Source organism: Paenibacillus sp. GCM10027628 (genome assembly GCF_042676385.1).
In the GTDB taxonomy this organism is placed as follows: Bacteria; Bacillota; Bacilli; order Paenibacillales; family NBRC-103111; genus Paenibacillus_E.
The window spans coordinates 47,788-63,258 of record NZ_JBHTHA010000041.1; the positions used below are offsets into that span (position 1 = coordinate 47,788).

Annotated in this window: 17 protein-coding genes and 1 pseudogene; 14 read left to right on the plus strand and 4 right to left on the minus strand. The window is 43.8% G+C overall.

Annotated elements, in window-relative coordinates; genetic code table 11:
* Nucleotides 1-627: 627 nt before the first annotated feature.
* The 5 genes from ACFQZT_RS26575 (at nt 628) to ACFQZT_RS26595 (ending at nt 4,103) form a co-directional block, all read left to right on the plus strand.
* Nucleotides 628-1,146 carry a P-loop nucleotide/nucleoside kinase family protein gene (locus ACFQZT_RS26575; protein WP_379304909.1) on the plus strand — a complete coding sequence of 173 codons (519 nt, stop codon included), beginning with the start codon at nt 628-630 and terminating at the stop codon, nt 1,144-1,146.
* 572 nt (nt 1,147-1,718) lie between these two features.
* Entirely contained in the window at nt 1,719-1,994 is a 276-nt protein-coding gene (locus tag ACFQZT_RS26580; RefSeq protein ID WP_379304911.1) for a hypothetical protein, read from the plus strand.
* A 273-nt stretch (nt 1,995-2,267) separates the two neighbouring features.
* A complete protein-coding gene (locus ACFQZT_RS26585) occupies nt 2,268-3,131 on the plus strand; it encodes a phosphotransferase family protein (protein ID WP_379304913.1) in 864 nt (287 codons plus the stop codon).
* Between the two features lie 87 nt (nt 3,132-3,218).
* Entirely contained in the window at nt 3,219-3,593 is a 375-nt protein-coding gene (locus ACFQZT_RS26590; RefSeq protein ID WP_379304915.1) for a beta/gamma crystallin family protein, read from the plus strand.
* A gap of 54 nt (nt 3,594-3,647) precedes the next feature.
* Nucleotides 3,648-4,103: a hypothetical protein gene (locus ACFQZT_RS26595; RefSeq protein ID WP_379304917.1), complete on the plus strand. Its 456-nt coding sequence runs from the start codon at nt 3,648-3,650 to the stop codon at nt 4,101-4,103.
* Nucleotides 4,104-4,229: 126 nt separating this feature from the next.
* Here ACFQZT_RS26595 and ACFQZT_RS26600 read toward each other — a convergent pair whose 3' ends face one another.
* Together ACFQZT_RS26600 and ACFQZT_RS26605 are read right to left on the minus strand one after the other, a co-directional pair.
* A complete protein-coding gene (locus ACFQZT_RS26600; RefSeq protein WP_379304919.1) occupies nt 4,230-4,601 on the minus strand; it encodes a TetR-like C-terminal domain-containing protein in 372 nt (123 codons plus the stop codon).
* On the minus strand, nt 4,602-4,760 hold the full coding sequence (locus ACFQZT_RS26605) for a TetR/AcrR family transcriptional regulator (RefSeq protein WP_379304921.1): 159 nt from the start codon (nt 4,758-4,760) through the stop codon (nt 4,602-4,604).
* Between the two features lie 4 nt (nt 4,761-4,764).
* Here ACFQZT_RS26605 and ACFQZT_RS26610 point away from each other — a divergent pair.
* The 7 genes and pseudogenes from ACFQZT_RS26610 to ACFQZT_RS26640 all read left to right on the plus strand — a co-directional run.
* Nucleotides 4,765-5,094, plus strand: a pseudogene (locus ACFQZT_RS26610) (ketopantoate reductase family protein); the annotation flags it as partial.
* A 23-nt stretch (nt 5,095-5,117) separates the two neighbouring features.
* Nucleotides 5,118-5,504, plus strand: coding sequence for a YheC/YheD family protein (locus ACFQZT_RS26615; RefSeq protein WP_379304923.1), 387 nt, complete (start codon nt 5,118-5,120; stop codon nt 5,502-5,504).
* Between the two features lie 329 nt (nt 5,505-5,833).
* The gene (locus tag ACFQZT_RS26620; protein WP_379304925.1) at nt 5,834-6,436 is read left to right on the plus strand and encodes a TetR/AcrR family transcriptional regulator; all 603 of its coding nucleotides are present in this window, start codon (nt 5,834-5,836) and stop codon (nt 6,434-6,436) included.
* Nucleotides 6,437-6,441: 5 nt separating this feature from the next.
* Nucleotides 6,442-7,188 carry a type I methionyl aminopeptidase gene (gene map / locus ACFQZT_RS26625; RefSeq protein WP_379304927.1) on the plus strand — a complete coding sequence of 249 codons (747 nt, stop codon included), beginning with the start codon at nt 6,442-6,444 and terminating at the stop codon, nt 7,186-7,188.
* Between the two features lie 370 nt (nt 7,189-7,558).
* Entirely contained in the window at nt 7,559-7,891 is a 333-nt protein-coding gene (locus ACFQZT_RS26630) for a winged helix-turn-helix transcriptional regulator (protein WP_188176686.1), read from the plus strand.
* Between the two features lie 259 nt (nt 7,892-8,150).
* On the plus strand, nt 8,151-8,879 hold the full coding sequence (locus ACFQZT_RS26635; protein ID WP_379304929.1) for an NAD(P)-dependent oxidoreductase: 729 nt from the start codon (nt 8,151-8,153) through the stop codon (nt 8,877-8,879).
* A gap of 14 nt (nt 8,880-8,893) precedes the next feature.
* A complete protein-coding gene (locus ACFQZT_RS26640) occupies nt 8,894-9,352 on the plus strand; it encodes a DUF2269 family protein (protein ID WP_379304931.1) in 459 nt (152 codons plus the stop codon).
* A gap of 259 nt (nt 9,353-9,611) precedes the next feature.
* On the opposite strand, the gene ACFQZT_RS26645 is transcribed toward ACFQZT_RS26640, so the two are convergent.
* Nucleotides 9,612-11,546: a TOMM precursor leader peptide-binding protein gene (locus ACFQZT_RS26645; protein WP_379304933.1), complete on the minus strand. Its 1,935-nt coding sequence runs from the start codon at nt 11,544-11,546 to the stop codon at nt 9,612-9,614.
* 1,436 nt (nt 11,547-12,982) lie between these two features.
* On the opposite strand from ACFQZT_RS26645, the gene ACFQZT_RS26650 reads away from it, so the two are divergent.
* Complete coding sequence (locus ACFQZT_RS26650) at nt 12,983-13,234, plus strand: hypothetical protein (protein WP_379304977.1); 252 nt, start codon at nt 12,983-12,985, stop codon at nt 13,232-13,234.
* A 434-nt stretch (nt 13,235-13,668) separates the two neighbouring features.
* Here ACFQZT_RS26650 and ACFQZT_RS26655 read toward each other — a convergent pair whose 3' ends face one another.
* Entirely contained in the window at nt 13,669-13,779 is a 111-nt protein-coding gene (locus tag ACFQZT_RS26655; RefSeq protein WP_163954161.1) for a YjcZ family sporulation protein, read from the minus strand.
* A 589-nt stretch (nt 13,780-14,368) separates the two neighbouring features.
* Between ACFQZT_RS26655 and ACFQZT_RS26660 the strand changes: the two genes are divergently transcribed.
* Nucleotides 14,369-15,010 carry an SGNH/GDSL hydrolase family protein gene (locus ACFQZT_RS26660; RefSeq protein WP_379304935.1) on the plus strand — a complete coding sequence of 214 codons (642 nt, stop codon included), beginning with the start codon at nt 14,369-14,371 and terminating at the stop codon, nt 15,008-15,010.
* The last annotated feature ends 461 nt before the right edge of the window (nt 15,011-15,471 follow it).

The following is a 15,471-nucleotide window of genomic DNA, read 5'->3' on the forward strand; positions in this document are numbered from 1 at the left end:
AATGGAGAAATATTGGAATCACAATACTGCATTTCACTCCCTATCCGTGTCATTGACCGACTTCATGGCGGGATGCAAGATCCGGTGTTCGGATTGCAGATCCTAAAGAGTCATTATTTGAGATTCGCCAAGCGACACAAGAGGTGCTTCCAGGGGCAATTATCCGACGCCGTTTCTATTACCGTTACCTAATTTCCTGGGACAAACCGATGATTAACCAGTAAAGAATAGGCATTTGTGTTGTAAAAAGCGATTAAACTAAAGGAAAACGATAGTGAGGAGCTGCCGCTGGATAGCTCCTTTTTGATGTTCGCTGAAGTAACTGGAGGTTAGTTATAAACAGATTTGAACTTTTTTCCATTTTCTGACGTCTCTTTGAAGAAAATTAAAATAAGATATTGATTAAAAACTTTGGGGGAATTGTGTGAGCATATTATACGAAAGGTATACCGAGGGCATTTTTTTTACTGGAGATACTAAGAAAGATATGGAACGTTTTAGTGCATCCTTGGCTTATCGAGGCTAGAGAAGAGTTGCTCGCTCTAAGCTAGCGGTCATAATATCTTTTTACCACCTTTGAGTCGCCACTTTACCTTGGCAGAAGATTGGAACTGATGGAGAGTTTGTATGCCTAAAATCATTTTATTTAGAGGAAGAGCTGGGACTGGTAAATCGACAATATCCAACGAACTTGCTAAGAGACTCAATGTACCCGTGTTGCATAAGGATGATATTTACGATTCTGTTGCTGGTTTCGTTCCAGAGCACGGTTCAAGAAACAAAATCTGTTTCGATTTTCTTTATCGCTTCTTAGAGAACGTTATCCATTCAAATACTGCCATTATACTCGATTACGGACTAAATAATATTGAGGATGTAAGGAAATTAGAAAAGTGGATTGCAGACAGAGGTGGGGAATTAAAAACGATACATTGTGTCTGCAGTGATGAATCAACCTGGTCAGAAAGACTTACTAAACGAAGCATCAATCCATTACCTAACCAATTAATAACTAATTTATCTGAGCTAAAAGAACACTATAAGAATATATGTCAAGAGTTTTCTGAGGGAGAATTAATTTTGGATACTGTTATACCTAAAGAAACAAATATTGAGAATATCCAATCATATTTGTTTGAGGTTTGACACAGAATATTACGCTAATAAAAACGACGGAGGAAAAATACAAAAAGCACTAAATAACATAGAATAGAGGAATTTTAGGTAGCCATTGGCTACTTTTTGTTTATAGATTAAAATCAACATTTGACAAAGCCTGATTCAACTAATAAAAACGTTAGTTGAACGGAACAGAAGCAGTTTGCTCGCTGGCAGCTGCTCTTTGTTTTCGTTGACGGACAGTTATGCGGAGTGATTATATAAAAACACTTAAATTAATATCAATAATGCCATAATGTTTTTGTGGATAATAGTTCCAATTGGAGGGGTGCTAAGTTTTGGAGGGGTATCAAGTCAAAGGCTACAGAAAAGAAATCTACCTCACACCAGCGATGCTCTGTCCTCCTCCAGAAACATGGAAAACGGTTGTCAGTGTAGAAATCGAAAAGCAATACTAACGAAAAACAAGAGCTGAAAAGCAAACCCACGAGGTACCCTGGTTCGATTAACATATTAAAGCAACTAATCAACAGTGTTTTACGATTAAGAGGAAATTTCTGACCTGATGCGGTGTTTATTAAATAAAAAGGGGAGGAAGCATGTCACTACTGAAGGAAAGTATCGATGTAGAAGAGTATAGAAATTTACATTATGAAATTTGGACAAAACTCCAAGAACATGATGAGCTATACGTAAAAACTTTTCTAGAGAATAGTCTAAAATCGCTTGAGAAAAAAAGAGGTAAGCTCTTTTCATATGAGACGTTATTAGACTACTTTAAAAGTCCAATCATTTGGATTTCAATTATAGTTGGAGTTTTAATCGTACCAATATTCTGTTTTTTAGTTATATGGATTTCGCTAATTATCGAATAAGTGCAAAACAATTTGGTAAGGAGGTACCACGATGCAGCCCTTTGCCGCACTAACTGGCAGATTACGCTAATACCTGGCAAGTGATATCGCTGATGGGTGTCGGCTTTCGCATTAAGCTGGTGACGGAGCGTTACTTCAAAGAGCAGTATGCCGCTATCCACCTTGTCTATAAATGTGTAAGCAGTACCTTCCACCCCTCGCTACGAAATGTGAAAGTGAATGCTCGAGGTTGGATTAATTTCAGTAATGCAAAGGAAAGAAAGGAAGATCCTCATGAATCACTCATTGGCGGGTATTGAATGGCATGAAACAAACCCAATTTTGAATAACCTGATTGCTTCATGGGCTGAATTGACGCTTAGCCCGCTTTCACCGGGGCTTGAGGCGGATGTGGTTAAGATCACGCAGGGGGAGAAGCATTTTGTGCTGAAGGTTTGGAACAAACGTTCTAAACCTGATGTCCTGCGCCAATATCGCCTTTTGGAAGCTCTTCATCTTCAGGGAGTCCGCGTATCCGAGCCGATCGCCTATGGTCGAAGTGAAACTGGGGACGGTGTGCTGCTGACCCGCTATCACGGCACTACAGTAACGAAGGTGAGTCCGAGAATTTTTAAGAAAATCGCAGCAGTTCTAGCCGACATTCATCGGCTGCCTCCGGATGGATTGGAAGGTATGGTGCTCGATAGGTATGATTTTGTTGTGTATTTTTTCCCGGGGATCGAGGCGTTTCCGGCGATGAAAGAGGAACTGATCCGTCTCGTCGCTTTAGCGGATATGAAAATGGACCGGATTATTCACGGCGATTTCAATTTATGCAATATTCTGGAAGAGAATGGCCAATACACGGTGATCGACTGGACCAACGGGCAACTGGGGGATCCTAGGTATGATCTATCATGGGCTTGTCTGCTTCTGCGTATCTATTTGAGCGAGAGCAAAAGCCTTACGTTTTTGTACAAATACCAAGATGAAATGCCCGTAGCGACGGGGGAGTTGGAGATCTTTGAAGCGATTGCCTGCCTGAGATGGCTGCTGCTCGACCGAATCGCCGGAGTGCCCAAACACGCGGATACGATGAAAAAGGTAAGAAAAATCGTCAGGGACAATCGATTTCTAAATGAGAGTGTGCTGCTATAAGGGCAGCCACAGGTGAACATAAGTCCAAGCCAATATATTAACCAATTCATACACTATTACTATCTTGTGATTAGGAGGGTGAAAGGGATGGGATTAATATTTAATCGAAATGTTAGAGTTACTTTTTTCTCCGGTTTTAACTTTACTGGAAGAAGTTTAACATTTAGACGAGGCGTGGCAGTTCCAAATCTGGGATTATTCGGTTTTAACAACATCATCTCTAGTTTCCGGTTAAGAAATGTTGTAATTCCTAGTCAAGTTACGTTAGTATTGTTTTCAGGGCTCAACTTTACAGGGAATTTTCGGATTTTCCGTGGCAGCCAGAACATTCCAGACTTACGAGCTTTCAACTTTAACAATGTAACCTCGTCGTTTATTCTGGTTGGATTCCGGATAACAACTTCTCAGATTCGTTCCATTCAACGTACAGGCAGAATGCCAAGCAACATTTCCGTATTATAGGCTTAAGGGACGCTGAAAAGCGCCCTTTTTTCTTGAAATTGGGGGAACAATCAGATGGCAAAAAGAGAAAGATTACTTGTATGGTATGATTTTAATGAGCCCAGCATAGCTCCTTTCACTGGTACTACTTCCCTAGGTCAGTCGCTGCCTTTCACCTTACCGGCGAATACAGAAGTTGAAATGGCGGTTATAACCTTGAATCATATCAAGGCGGACGATCGTGTGAATTTATCTGCAACGGTCTGCTGGAACGCTGATGGCGACGCTACGAGCCTTGTCGGGTTCCGGATTCGGCGTATTGGTTCACCTGTATTTTTTGAAACTAGAGATACTTCTTTTTCTAGTTCCGGCGATACAACCACTAGTATGAATCATGCAGAAACCGGAGTTACTGGGGGATCAGCAACATACGTTCTTACCGCCACGTCTTTTCCGAGTAGAGGTAATGTTCAAATTATCGGCCCTATCTTTTTTGACGGTTCTGTTATCGACGATAACCCTGGTGTTTAATTCCAAAAACCAGAACTTTCCTCCAAATTAAGGGGGCACAACATCTATAGTGTTGTGCCCCCTTTTAAATGAATCGAGAATTAGGATTAAGTACAACCGGTCGTTTAGTAATAATTTATAGTGTAATCAAGATTGAGTGCGGGGTATCATCTGATTAAGCTCGAGCAGTGACCAAAGCTTTTCAGTAATCTCTTCTACAGAACAGGGCATTGTATGGGTAAACCACCATTCAATCACTCCGACAATCGCCGAACTCAAAAATTGCACTAAGATAGCTTTACTCAACTCATCTAGGCCCAAATTGCTTTCAATGATTTGTTCCATTATTTGCTTATTCATTATTTCTTGTAAGTGGTTTCTGAAGGAAGGAACGCCTTTGTTGCTTAATAAATTCCTATAAAAGAGAGCATTCTTCTCCAATTGTTCAAGCGTACGGAGCAATGAAGACTTAGATGGATAAGGTTCTGTTTCATCTACTACGGAGCAGCTTTCGATCAATTAGTACAAGTGAGCCTCCAGGCACTTATCCAATAGATCGTATTTGTCCGAGTAATGCGAATAAATGGTACCTCGATTTACATCAGCACGCTCTGCGATTTCATTAATCGTTATTTTTTCGAAATCTTTTTCTCCTATCAAATGGATTAATGCATTCATGACAATGAGGATATTAGTTTTTGGCGCCGGAGTTCAAGGAAGTTATCTTGCTCATGCCCTAGTGCGCGGGGGGAATGATGTCACAGTCCTTGCCAGGGGGAAGCGAGCTGAACAATTGAAGAAAGACGGACTTGTCATTCGCCATTATTTTCAGCTTAAAAACACTGTCGATGAAGTAAAAGTCATCCATGAGCTTCAATCTGATAATCTCTATGATCTCGTTTTTGTTGTGATGAAATACAATAATTTCCCATCCGTGCTGCCTATTCTAGCTGAGAATCAGAGTCAGAATATTGTTCTTGTCGGTAATAATGCCGATGCCCATGGGATGCAACCTATCATGGGCTGCCATTTGATGTGCGTGTCGTACTGCAAAAGCCTTTGAACCGATGGCATCTTTCCTGGATGAGTGCCAAGGTTGCTCCCCGGAAATCCTCAGTTGTTACCAATATAGCCCAAGGAGCCAAGGATGTAAGAATCAACAGGGCACTGAAAGGAATCGATCAGCATTTAAACAGCATCGAAGTAATGAGGAAATTAATCGATGTTTCTTACCAGATTGCTCAAATACTGGGCTCACATTTTCCACTAACGATCGTAGGTCTGGATATGGGTATCGACAAAAAAGGGGAATTCTGGTTTATCGAGGCAAATACCAAACCGGACTTTAGGGGGTTAGGTAAGCTGGATCAAAGGCAGTACAACAAATACCTTGAAGCCAAAAAATTGACTGCTAGAGGTTGAGATAAGTCCTTACAGAAATTGCTAAGCTCGATATTGAATCATTACTATGATTGGCGTGTCACATATTCCAATGACTATTTTCCGCTTAGCATTGAACATAATCAATCCAGACTTTCATTTAGAGTGAATAGGTATTCCGATGAATTTTCTGTACCTCTGCTTGGGAAACGTGAGACATAAATTGTCTCGCGTTTTTTCCCGACTCTTTTCCTTTGCTGGATAAAGCTTTATCCGATAAAACAGGCGAATTGAAGTACTTGATCCTTACTTCCAAATGATGTATATTGATTTTACATTGACATTACTGCAGGTCTAAAAAAGGAGGAGCCATGTCACCACGTACCAAAGAACAGAATGACGCGATCCGGGAGATGCGGATGAACCAAATTATGCAAGCGGCTGCGGAAGTATATTTGGAGAAGGGCATTCATTTGGAAATACGCGATGTTGCGGTCAAGGCAGAGCTCGGCTACGGAACCGTGTATCATTACTATAAAAATAAGCACATGCTTTTGGAAGATTTACTGTGGGATGCCCTGAATCGAACGGAGTCGGCAGTACTGCCCGCTTTGACGGGGGACGGCGGCAGTTTGCTTAAAGCTGAGTCGTTCTCCAGGCTGCTCCTGCGGAAGTGCATCCAGGATCCTTCCGTATTTATTTTGCTTAAAACGGTTGCGGATAATTTTCATCACTTCCCGGGAAACCGGTTCAACAAGCTGTTTGCCGAATTTCAGGAACGGATCTATTTGCCGTTTGTGGAAATGATTCGTGAAGGAATCGGTTCCAAATCACCGGAGAAAACAGCTAATCTGATATTTGGCTCGCTTGTTGGCTACACAGCGTTGAACATCCACCACAATATGCGCAGCGAGATGGATGTGGAAGGGATCGTCGTTATGATTTTTTCAGGCATACAGTCAAAGGAGAGATGAATGGAATGGTCATCCTGAAATCGAGAGCAGAAATTGAAGAAATGAGAAAAGCCGGCCGAATTGTCGCTGCTTTTCATCAAGCAATCGCAGGTATGATCCGGCCGGGTATCACAACGCTCGATATCGAGTCGTTCGCGGTGCGGTTCCTGAAGGAGAATGGTGCCAAGGCTTATACGATAGGCTACAACGGCTATCCGTTTGCGACATGTGCGTCTGTCAACGACGTCATTGCGCATGGATTTCCGAACCGGAATCCGCTCAAGGAAGGCGACATCGTCACCATCGATATCGTCGCGGAAGCGGATGGCTGGATCGGCGATTCAGCTTGGTGTTATGCGGTCGGCGAGGTGACGGAAGAAGCCCGTAATCTGATGAGGGTAACAAAAGAATGCTTATATCTTGGTATTGAAAATGCTGTCGTCGGAAAACGGATCGGCGATGTGATGCACGTAGTTCAAACTCATGCCGAGCGAAACGGATTCTCGGTTGTGCGTGATCTGCTCGGACATGGCGTAGGACGGGAGATGCACGAGGAACCTAATTATCCCCACGTCGGGAATCCGGGCAAAGGGTTCCGCTTGAAGGAGGGGATGGTTTTTACGATCGAGCCGATGCTAAATGCCGGAAAAGCATTAATGACGATTGATGCCGACGGATGGACAGCCAGAACCGCTGACGGCTCGCTTTCCGCACAGTACGAGCATACGGTCGCCATCACTGCGGATGGCCCGATTATATTGACCGCACAATAGAATTCAATCCGCTATATAGAGTGAAAATTGCAGGAACAGGCATCTGTCTGCCGGGTTGTAAAATTAAGGATGCTGAGATGGATGCCAAGTTAGAAGTGGAGCCGGGCTGGGTATACAAAAAGACACATATATTCATTAAACTTTAAGATATCTATCCCAATATTGGAGGGAAATGCCGGCTAAAAGTTGCAAGAACATCATTATCTCATTCATTCCCGACGGATAGTAGGGCGGAGGCGAGTACTGCATTCGTTAATGTTCTTTATCCTTTTTAGTTTTAATGATTGACTTGATTGTAGCGCTATCGTAAAATTTAGTTATGTTAATTTTAGGTAATGCACTTACTTAAGTGTAAGGGGATGATTTATCAATGATTCATCAGCGTGAATGTCCAGTTGAGACACTCATTCATGTTTTAGGTGGCAAATGGAAGCCAATGATTTTATGGCACTTGATTGAATCCAAAAAGAGATTCAACGATCTGGAAAAGCTTATACCTGATGTTTCACAAAAAATGCTTTCACAACATCTCCGAGATTTGGAACGAGAAGGCATAGTCGATAGAACGGTCTACCCTGCTATCCCTCCAAAAGTAGAATATTCGCTTAGTGAATACGGCAGAACATTGATTCCTGTTGCAGAAGTCATGTGTGCTTGGGGAGAAAATCATAATAAGCGGAAATATGAAGAGTCAGCGTCATAAATCTGGTTCAATGAACTTGTACACGAATTCAATCAACTCAAAACAAAAGCTGCCACGGGATTCCGGGCAGCTTTTGTTTACCTACCGTCGCATTCCTGATATGAATTACTTATCGGGTTTGAGGTAATGGTATCCCTTTCTTTCATACTTACTTTTAAGTAAGTACCCTACTTTAAAGTGGGTTCTTAACATAATTTTGAAGCGATGTTAAGCTTGAGTTAACCAAATATTGGGGTCCATTTAAGAGGAGGAAAGAACAATGAAAATTATTGTTTTTGGAGCGACGGGGAATACAGGGAAAAGAGTGTTGGTACAAGGGATAAAAATGGGGCATGAAATGACCGCATTTGTGCGAAATTCTGAGAAGCTTTATGATCAACTTGGTGAGCATTCCGCAAAGCATGTGAAGGTGATCGTGGACGATATTATGGACCCGGTGAGCGTCGGTGAGGCGCTCGCGCATCAAGACGCCGCCATTATTGCTGCCGGCCATGCGGGCCAGGGAGAAGAGTTTGTTCGTATCGTCGATAACATTATAAGCCAATGTGAATTCCAACCTAGTTTCTCTGGGCGGGTATGGATAATGGGAGGAGCCGGCCTGCTGGATATTCCATATACTGATCTTATCGGCAACAATTTACCCGGCTTCCCACCTGAGTATAGAAATCACAACCGGAATTTCGAAAGGCTACAACAGTCTGGGCTCGATTGGTCCATTATGTGTCCGGGAACTATGATTGATTCGCAAGAGCATCCAGATCCGGTTCATCTACATGTAGCAACGGAAACCTTGCCCATTCCGATTCCAGAGACGATTAAGGAATATTCCGAGGCAGATATAGCCGGTCACTTGTTCAGCCGACTTCAAGAGCTTAATGTTACTTATGACGATGTCGCAAGATGTATGTTGGACCATCTTGAGCTCGGAGGAGCGTTTAAAAGAAAAAGGGTCGGTCTAGCCTATCAAAGCAATATTACGGTGCGCTGAGGGGAAGGGGGATAATGGGGTTGTTTGGATTACTGCTTGTTTTGCATATATTGGCTTCGATCGCCATAATTGGCCCCGCTATCGTGATGCCTATCATTCGAAGATCCGCTAGAACCGTCGGCCAGCTGCACTTTACTTTTGGTATAACGACCAAACTTGCCATAATGCCTAAAATTGGCGGAGCCGTGCTTATTTTAACCGGGGTTTGGCTTATGATCATAACCAAGATGGGGTTATCCCAAATGTGGCTGAATGTATCCATCCTTCTATCGCTGCTCATGGTCGTCATGATCGACGGATGGATCGAGCCGCGCATGAAAAAGATCATAAAGATCATATCTGAAAGTCAAGACCAGGGTAATGAAATACCCGCCGAGTTCGGACTGCTGATAAAAAAGATCGTACCAATCGAGACGGCGGCACAGCTGCTGATGATTGCCATATTGGTGCTTATGGTCGTTAAGCCATTTTAAAGAAGCCGATGGGGGCGTCCTAACCACATTTTGACCGCTAACGCATCGTAAACATCAGTAAAAGGACTTTCGAATGTGGAAAAGGCTGTGCTTGCTTTACGGAACGGCTTTGTACGAAACGATAGCCTACGGAGGGCCGTCGTTTCGTATTTTTATTGGAGTCGGTTCGAATGGAAAAAGATAGTGAAACAAATAAACCGGATTCCTAAGCGTACAGGAATCCGGTTTATTTGTGTAAAAAGTTGGATCTCTTCGCGTCTTATAGAAACGGATGCGGATGCGGATTGAGCTGCCCAGCAGTCAGCGACTCATTCGAATATCCAAGCTCCACAGGCACCCGAAACGTTCTCTCCAGCCCCGTCAAGCGTTGCAAATGATGTCCGAACGTCATCGGCAGCATTCCCGGAATCAGAACTTTTACGCAATGCAGCCCGTTACGCAGCGTTTCCAGCGACGTCTGATCCACCGCGATGACATCGAGGTTCAAGTTGCGAAACACCTCGATCGTGTCCTTCAGATCATCGGTCAGATCCGCATGAATTGCCTTACGCTTGAACTCCTCGTCAAACGTTCTGAGCGGACGCTGTCCATCCAGCAAAAATTGCAGCCGTTCCTCTGCTTGCGGCAAACCGTACAACATAGCATGATCCTCCATATGCAATACGAGAAACGGATCGTCGAGCATACGCATAAAATGTTCCAGGCCCGTCTCAAATTTCTCTTGCAGGAAGATCAACCTGCCGGCCAATTCGTGAATGGCGCTTTTCGCGGCCCGTACCGGATCCAAATGAGCTCCCGCCGCACAGATAAGATTCATCTTTTTCGGACTGACGCTTTTCGCGAGCGCCCAAATGCTCGGAATCCCATTCTCCATAGTCATGTTAAACAAATGTACATCGTATCCGGCAACTGCGCGCAGCCTTTCAACCATGAGCCGAAGTTCCTGATCGTTAGCGGAATAGGGGTCCAGGCGCGGGATAGGCAACTGCGTGTACCAAGTCATCAGGAACGAGTCGCGCTCCACCACTTCCAAAATTCCGTACAAGATGGCTTCCTCCAAGCTTCCGCCTAACGCACATCCGTTGGAGCCTTCCTGGACAAAGCCGCCACCGAATCCCGAGCTGTAATAAGCGAGACTCTCCGGAACAAGGATCGGACACTTCCGTACTAGCGAATAGCCCCAAATCCAATCGATCGGGAGGTCGGGATCAAACGGTTCGTAAGTGAAATCAGGCTGCGCGTACTGTTCCTTCGAATATAACCCTAACTTGGTGGGGTCGAGCGCATTATCCGCAACACGGTTGTAACTGTCGTAGATTACGGTCCGTTTGCCGCGGGGGGTTACACCGCAGTGTCGCTCCAATCCTTCCAAGATCGCAGTCATTTCGCTTTCCGCATAAGAAAAGCTGCGGCCTCCCGTTATCTCATCTCCCATCAGAAATGACGGCAGATTGACCCCCACCCCGGCAAACGGTGACACGAGGTCAAGCATCTTGGCATTAAAAACGCCGGTTCGGGAATCCATATAGTCTTTGGCCAAATGTTGTTTCAGGTCGACTATCGGACGGCAGCGGTAACTGTCGGCGCTTATCTTTGGTCTCGGATTGAGCGAAATATTGGCCGCCGCCGATGAATCGTCGGGTATGCGGCCGCACACCGGACAAAGAGGGTCAGGCAGAATGAAATGGAGCGAGCTATTCAGAGTTTTCAGGTTAACGATATACATATGCTCTTCCGTATGGGCTCGGCTGCCCCGCAGCACTCGCTGCGTCTCGGCAATCAACAAGTGAGCTGCATGCCAAAGTCCTGCAGGCGAAGATCTTACGGAAGATTGTGTGTCCGCAGGCGAAGATCTTACGGAAGATTGTGTGTCCGCAGGCGACGCCGTGAAACGCCGGTTATCCGCACACTGGGAGCATCCGGGCACACCCGGACGAACCAAAGGCCCGACTATGCCCTCATCCTTTGAAATAAAGCCCCGCAGCCACGGGATGTTGGCCTTCTGCAGCGCCTCTTCAGCCTCGAAGTATCCGGAGGAAGGCCAGTCATCGTGCAGCACGAGAACCAAATTCGCCTCTTTAGGTATGTTTATAGTGAAATCTGTCTGTCGAACGACCTGATAACTGTCCAATAGCTTTCCGCATACGATTTCGGCCAATAAACCTTCTCCGACAACTGATAGGATAGTATTCACGCAGATCACCTCATCTCGCAGCAATGTGCCCCGCTCGTTTCGGCGGGTTTCTCCGCTAATCTTATGTCTCCAATAGAAAGCCGTTGAAACATGTATTTTAAGCTTATTTGCAATTTTAGGAAGCGTATATCCATTTACCATTAAACTTGGCTTCTCGGATTGATACGCTAAATCAATTTTCTCCTATTATCAACCTTTCTTTAACGGAGTTCAGCGATTCATCCCCCCATCCTCTACAGGTGGCGGGATGAATCGCTGTCTTCTTTGTTCAACCTTTCGAAAATCTTAACTTTTTGGAAAGCAAAAAATAATGTTATATTGTAAATAGAACGTATATTCGTATTTCGGCGGTTTGCATATGAGAAAGCCTATACCTTGAATCAAGGGAAGGAGGTGAAAACAACATGATACGATGTGTCAAATCGTCGTTTAACGCATCCAAATCTGACCTTGACCGTTTTTATCAGTGTAACCGGATTTCGGCTGAAATTTGGAACGAATGCCTCGCCATCGCAAAGCGTAATTCGCTAAATAATGATGGGAAATTGATCAGCAAATCACAGCTTCAATCCGAGCTGAAAGATCGATTTCCTTTGCACTCACAATCTGTTCAAGCGGTGTGTCATAGAAGTAGTAGATGGTGAGTTCCCACCCACTTGCAAAAGTGTTGCTTACGTTAGCTTGCTGTTTGGTTTCCGCTGCATATGTAGCGAAAGACAGTAGCAAACCTGCTGTCTTGTAGAAAGTTACGGCAAGTAGTAGTAAGAAACTCCTGCCTCTAAGCGAAGTGTAGGCAGGGGAGGTTCATGATGATTTCATTATATATTATTGATGATTACTATATGCACGTATTGGACTAAGTGCTTACAATATTTCAATAATAACCACAATGCCGATTAAAAGATTGTATTTCCTACTTGCTGAAGGAAAAGGATTTGGGATTCCAGTTTTGATTAGATCCGGAACAATTAAAGATTACCAGCGAAGTATTCCTCATCTCCAATAGTCTCGGCTACACCTTTACCCACGTTGTTTTGAACTTATCGCTTAGAAGGGTAGAGATGCCTTTATCTTTGAAGTACGCAACGACTGCTTTTGCGGTGGGGGGGCGTGGAGTATTCTTCTAGGGTTCGCGAAATACTGAGAAGCTCTTCTTCATTTGATCGCGTTACTACAACTTGGGATAATGTGAAAGACCTAAAAGAGACTAGAGGGAGTCGGAAGGCCCATGGAACACGCGATGATCATGGAATGCAGCGCCATATGGACTGGAAAAGTGGCGTTTTTGTAGGTGAATGACTGTTTTTATTTATTGGTGGACAGGCATCCAATCGATGTTACCTAAACAGGAGTATATTGTATAGCAATGTATCTCTGTTGGCATAAGGAGGTGGACGTTTGTGACATCCCAAATTCGGAAAGAGGACGTTCGTAAAATGGTTGGTAAACAAATTATTGCACTGAAAAGAGACGGAACAAGCGTATCAGGCAAATTGGTCAGAATTAGCGGAAACACATTGATTGTAGCTCCGCAAAAAGGTAAAAAAGTACAGGTGAAAGCGATCATCCCATTGGTATTGTTTGATCTCTTAGCCATCGGCACTGAACCATTTGCATTCGGTGGTTTTGGCGGATTCCCGTTTGGCGGCGGCTTTGGCGGCTTCGGTCGTCCAGGATTCTGGTGGTAAAATGAAATAAAGGGGCTGCACTGAAAGAATTAATTCGGCGCAGCCCCTTTTTTTATTGAAGTTTTTATATATGGTTAGGCTCCTCATAAGGTTGTCAGCGAAATGGTTCAGAAGCATTTCAAAATTCCTTGGCTTCCTCATGGGAAAGAACGGAAGCGGCGTGAATATTCGCGCACACCACCGGAGTGGCAGGCTTACCAGTGTGGAAATTCTCGAGCAGCTTACTGGCGTGTCGCCGGAAGCCCTATTCTGTCCCGAACCATAACAAAAGAAAAGCTCGCACGGGCAGGATATTATGACTTCCCTGCACAGTACGAGCGTCTTCGTCAATTGCACTTAAACGGTTGAACCGCCTTATACAGAACGGTACGCAAGGTGGTGTGGAGGTCGGCTATCCAACAATGGATAGCCTCCTATCCGATAGGATTAAGGAATTACCAAACAAATGCTGATGTGATGATAACCAAAAGAATAAAAAGAACCAAAATAGCTGCTGCACTTGAACCGTAACCTGCACAACTTGCACCATAACCAACTGCTCCCATGTTTACTCATTCCCCTCTGTTGATTTGTACTACGTGATAAAATATGTTCGTTATACTGTGATTGCTTGGACGTTTGAACCAGATTGAGTGTTGGAAAAGCCTGCATTCGTAAAAAAGAATTCGGATGGTCCCTGCAGCTGGGTGACGGCAGCTATGTTGGTGTTTGTTGTAATACTGGAAGTCCGATCTACATTTTTGAGAAAAAACGGCTTTACGAGTCTCCACCTGATTTTAAAGTGAAGTATAGATTTTTTACTCAAGAAGAAGGGGGGAGGAAAATACTTCCACGACAAGGATATAGAATTGATTTTGCTTTTGGCAGTATTAGAAATTAGGCATCGCTAAAATGTGGATATTATTTCCTAAAGAACGAGAGGAAAGACATATTCATGACATTAAAGTAGGACTTAATCTTAATTGAATCAATACTTATTAATACCCACACAACCTAAGCATTATTGCAATATTATACCTTTAAGATGCACTTGATGAAATACAGGAATAAGCAAAAAATCGATCATTAACACTGTTCTTTCATTTGGTTATTTGTGTTGTATGTATGATTAATTGAGGAGTTGGTAATATTGCTATGATCTATGCAGCTCTTGGAGATTCTATCACATTTGGAGAAAATGCTTCCTCTTTTGCAAATGCGTATCCCCAATTGACCGTATCTACATTAAATTCAAGTTCCCATAAAGCTACTTGTTATGTTATGGCTCGGCCTGGTTGGACCAGTGATGATCTGTTAGATTCAGTGATATGGCGGGGGGCCTCAGTTATTCGGCAGGCTGCTGTTGTTTCGATATGGATCGGAGGCGTGGATTTAGCAAACGCAGCATTGATTTCACTTCGAAATCAGCAGCCATTAGCCGCAAAACAAATTGCGGCAAACTATAGACGCAACCTAGGTGCCATTGTATCCCAAATAAAAAAAGGATGCCATGCCCGCATCATCTGCTGCACGCAGTACAACCCATTCCCTAACAGTCCTCTTGCTGTTGAGTCAGTAGACAAACTTAATCGTATAACGAAAGAGCTCGCCCAAAGTTACGATGTAAGTATTGCTCCCGCTCATACATGGTTCGAAGGAAAACAAGCGAATCTTATCTATGGATATCGAAATGGAAAAATTGAGGATGCCTTGAGTGGATCTCTGCCCATCCATCCAAATGATAAGGGGCATCAAGTTATTGCAATGGGAATGGCACCCTATCTAATCCCAAAGTAGCATAGAGGCGCGGGAAGTATTGAATGATCGATTGAAATGCAGGGAAGAGCTATGATATCCGTTATTCGACTTCACCGATTTCCTCAGGCAACTGGGCAAGTTCGACCCAAGCAACCGGAGAGCCAACCCCTGCAATAGCAGAAACGGCTCAGAGCTTTACGGTGACTGGACTCAGCGCTAGTACGACGTGGGGTAGTGGAGTTGATGGACCAACGATTCAATCCGACTTCACCTGAAAGTGAACTAGAGATTTATACACCAATAGAAGTGAAATAGTCGATGCAAGAAGAGTGGCCCCACAAACAACAGTTTGTGGGCTTTTATACGTTTTGGCATACCTTATGATAGGTGCTGCAAAAGTAAGTATTACTTAAGATTGATGTAATAAAAAAGGCAGGAGCTTTTGTTAAAGTAGAAACAGGTTGACAAGAGGAGGAAGCATGTATATGACCTATATTCTT

Excerpts from the sequence above, each read along its gene's own strand:
- ACFQZT_RS26575 (WP_379304909.1), top strand. The coding sequence starts at position 628 with ATGCCTAAAATCATTTTATTTAGAGGAAGAGCTGGGACTGGTAAATCG.
- ACFQZT_RS26580 (WP_379304911.1), top strand. The coding sequence starts at position 1,719 with ATGTCACTACTGAAGGAAAGTATCGATGTAGAAGAGTATAGAAATTTA.
- ACFQZT_RS26585 (WP_379304913.1), top strand. The coding sequence starts at position 2,268 with ATGAATCACTCATTGGCGGGTATTGAATGGCATGAAACAAACCCAATT.
- ACFQZT_RS26590 (WP_379304915.1), top strand. The coding sequence starts at position 3,219 with ATGGGATTAATATTTAATCGAAATGTTAGAGTTACTTTTTTCTCCGGT.
- ACFQZT_RS26595 (WP_379304917.1), top strand. The coding sequence starts at position 3,648 with ATGGCAAAAAGAGAAAGATTACTTGTATGGTATGATTTTAATGAGCCC.
- ACFQZT_RS26605 (WP_379304921.1), bottom strand. The coding sequence starts at position 4,760 with ATGAATGCATTAATCCATTTGATAGGAGAAAAAGATTTCGAAAAAATA.
- ACFQZT_RS26620 (WP_379304925.1), top strand. The coding sequence starts at position 5,834 with ATGTCACCACGTACCAAAGAACAGAATGACGCGATCCGGGAGATGCGG.
- map (WP_379304927.1), top strand. The coding sequence starts at position 6,442 with ATGGTCATCCTGAAATCGAGAGCAGAAATTGAAGAAATGAGAAAAGCC.
- ACFQZT_RS26630 (WP_188176686.1), top strand. The coding sequence starts at position 7,559 with ATGATTCATCAGCGTGAATGTCCAGTTGAGACACTCATTCATGTTTTA.
- ACFQZT_RS26635 (WP_379304929.1), top strand. The coding sequence starts at position 8,151 with ATGAAAATTATTGTTTTTGGAGCGACGGGGAATACAGGGAAAAGAGTG.
- ACFQZT_RS26640 (WP_379304931.1), top strand. The coding sequence starts at position 8,894 with ATGGGGTTGTTTGGATTACTGCTTGTTTTGCATATATTGGCTTCGATC.
- ACFQZT_RS26650 (WP_379304977.1), top strand. The coding sequence starts at position 12,983 with ATGGTTGGTAAACAAATTATTGCACTGAAAAGAGACGGAACAAGCGTA.
- ACFQZT_RS26655 (WP_163954161.1), bottom strand. The coding sequence starts at position 13,779 with ATGGGAGCAGTTGGTTATGGTGCAAGTTGTGCAGGTTACGGTTCAAGT.
- ACFQZT_RS26660 (WP_379304935.1), top strand. The coding sequence starts at position 14,369 with ATGATCTATGCAGCTCTTGGAGATTCTATCACATTTGGAGAAAATGCT.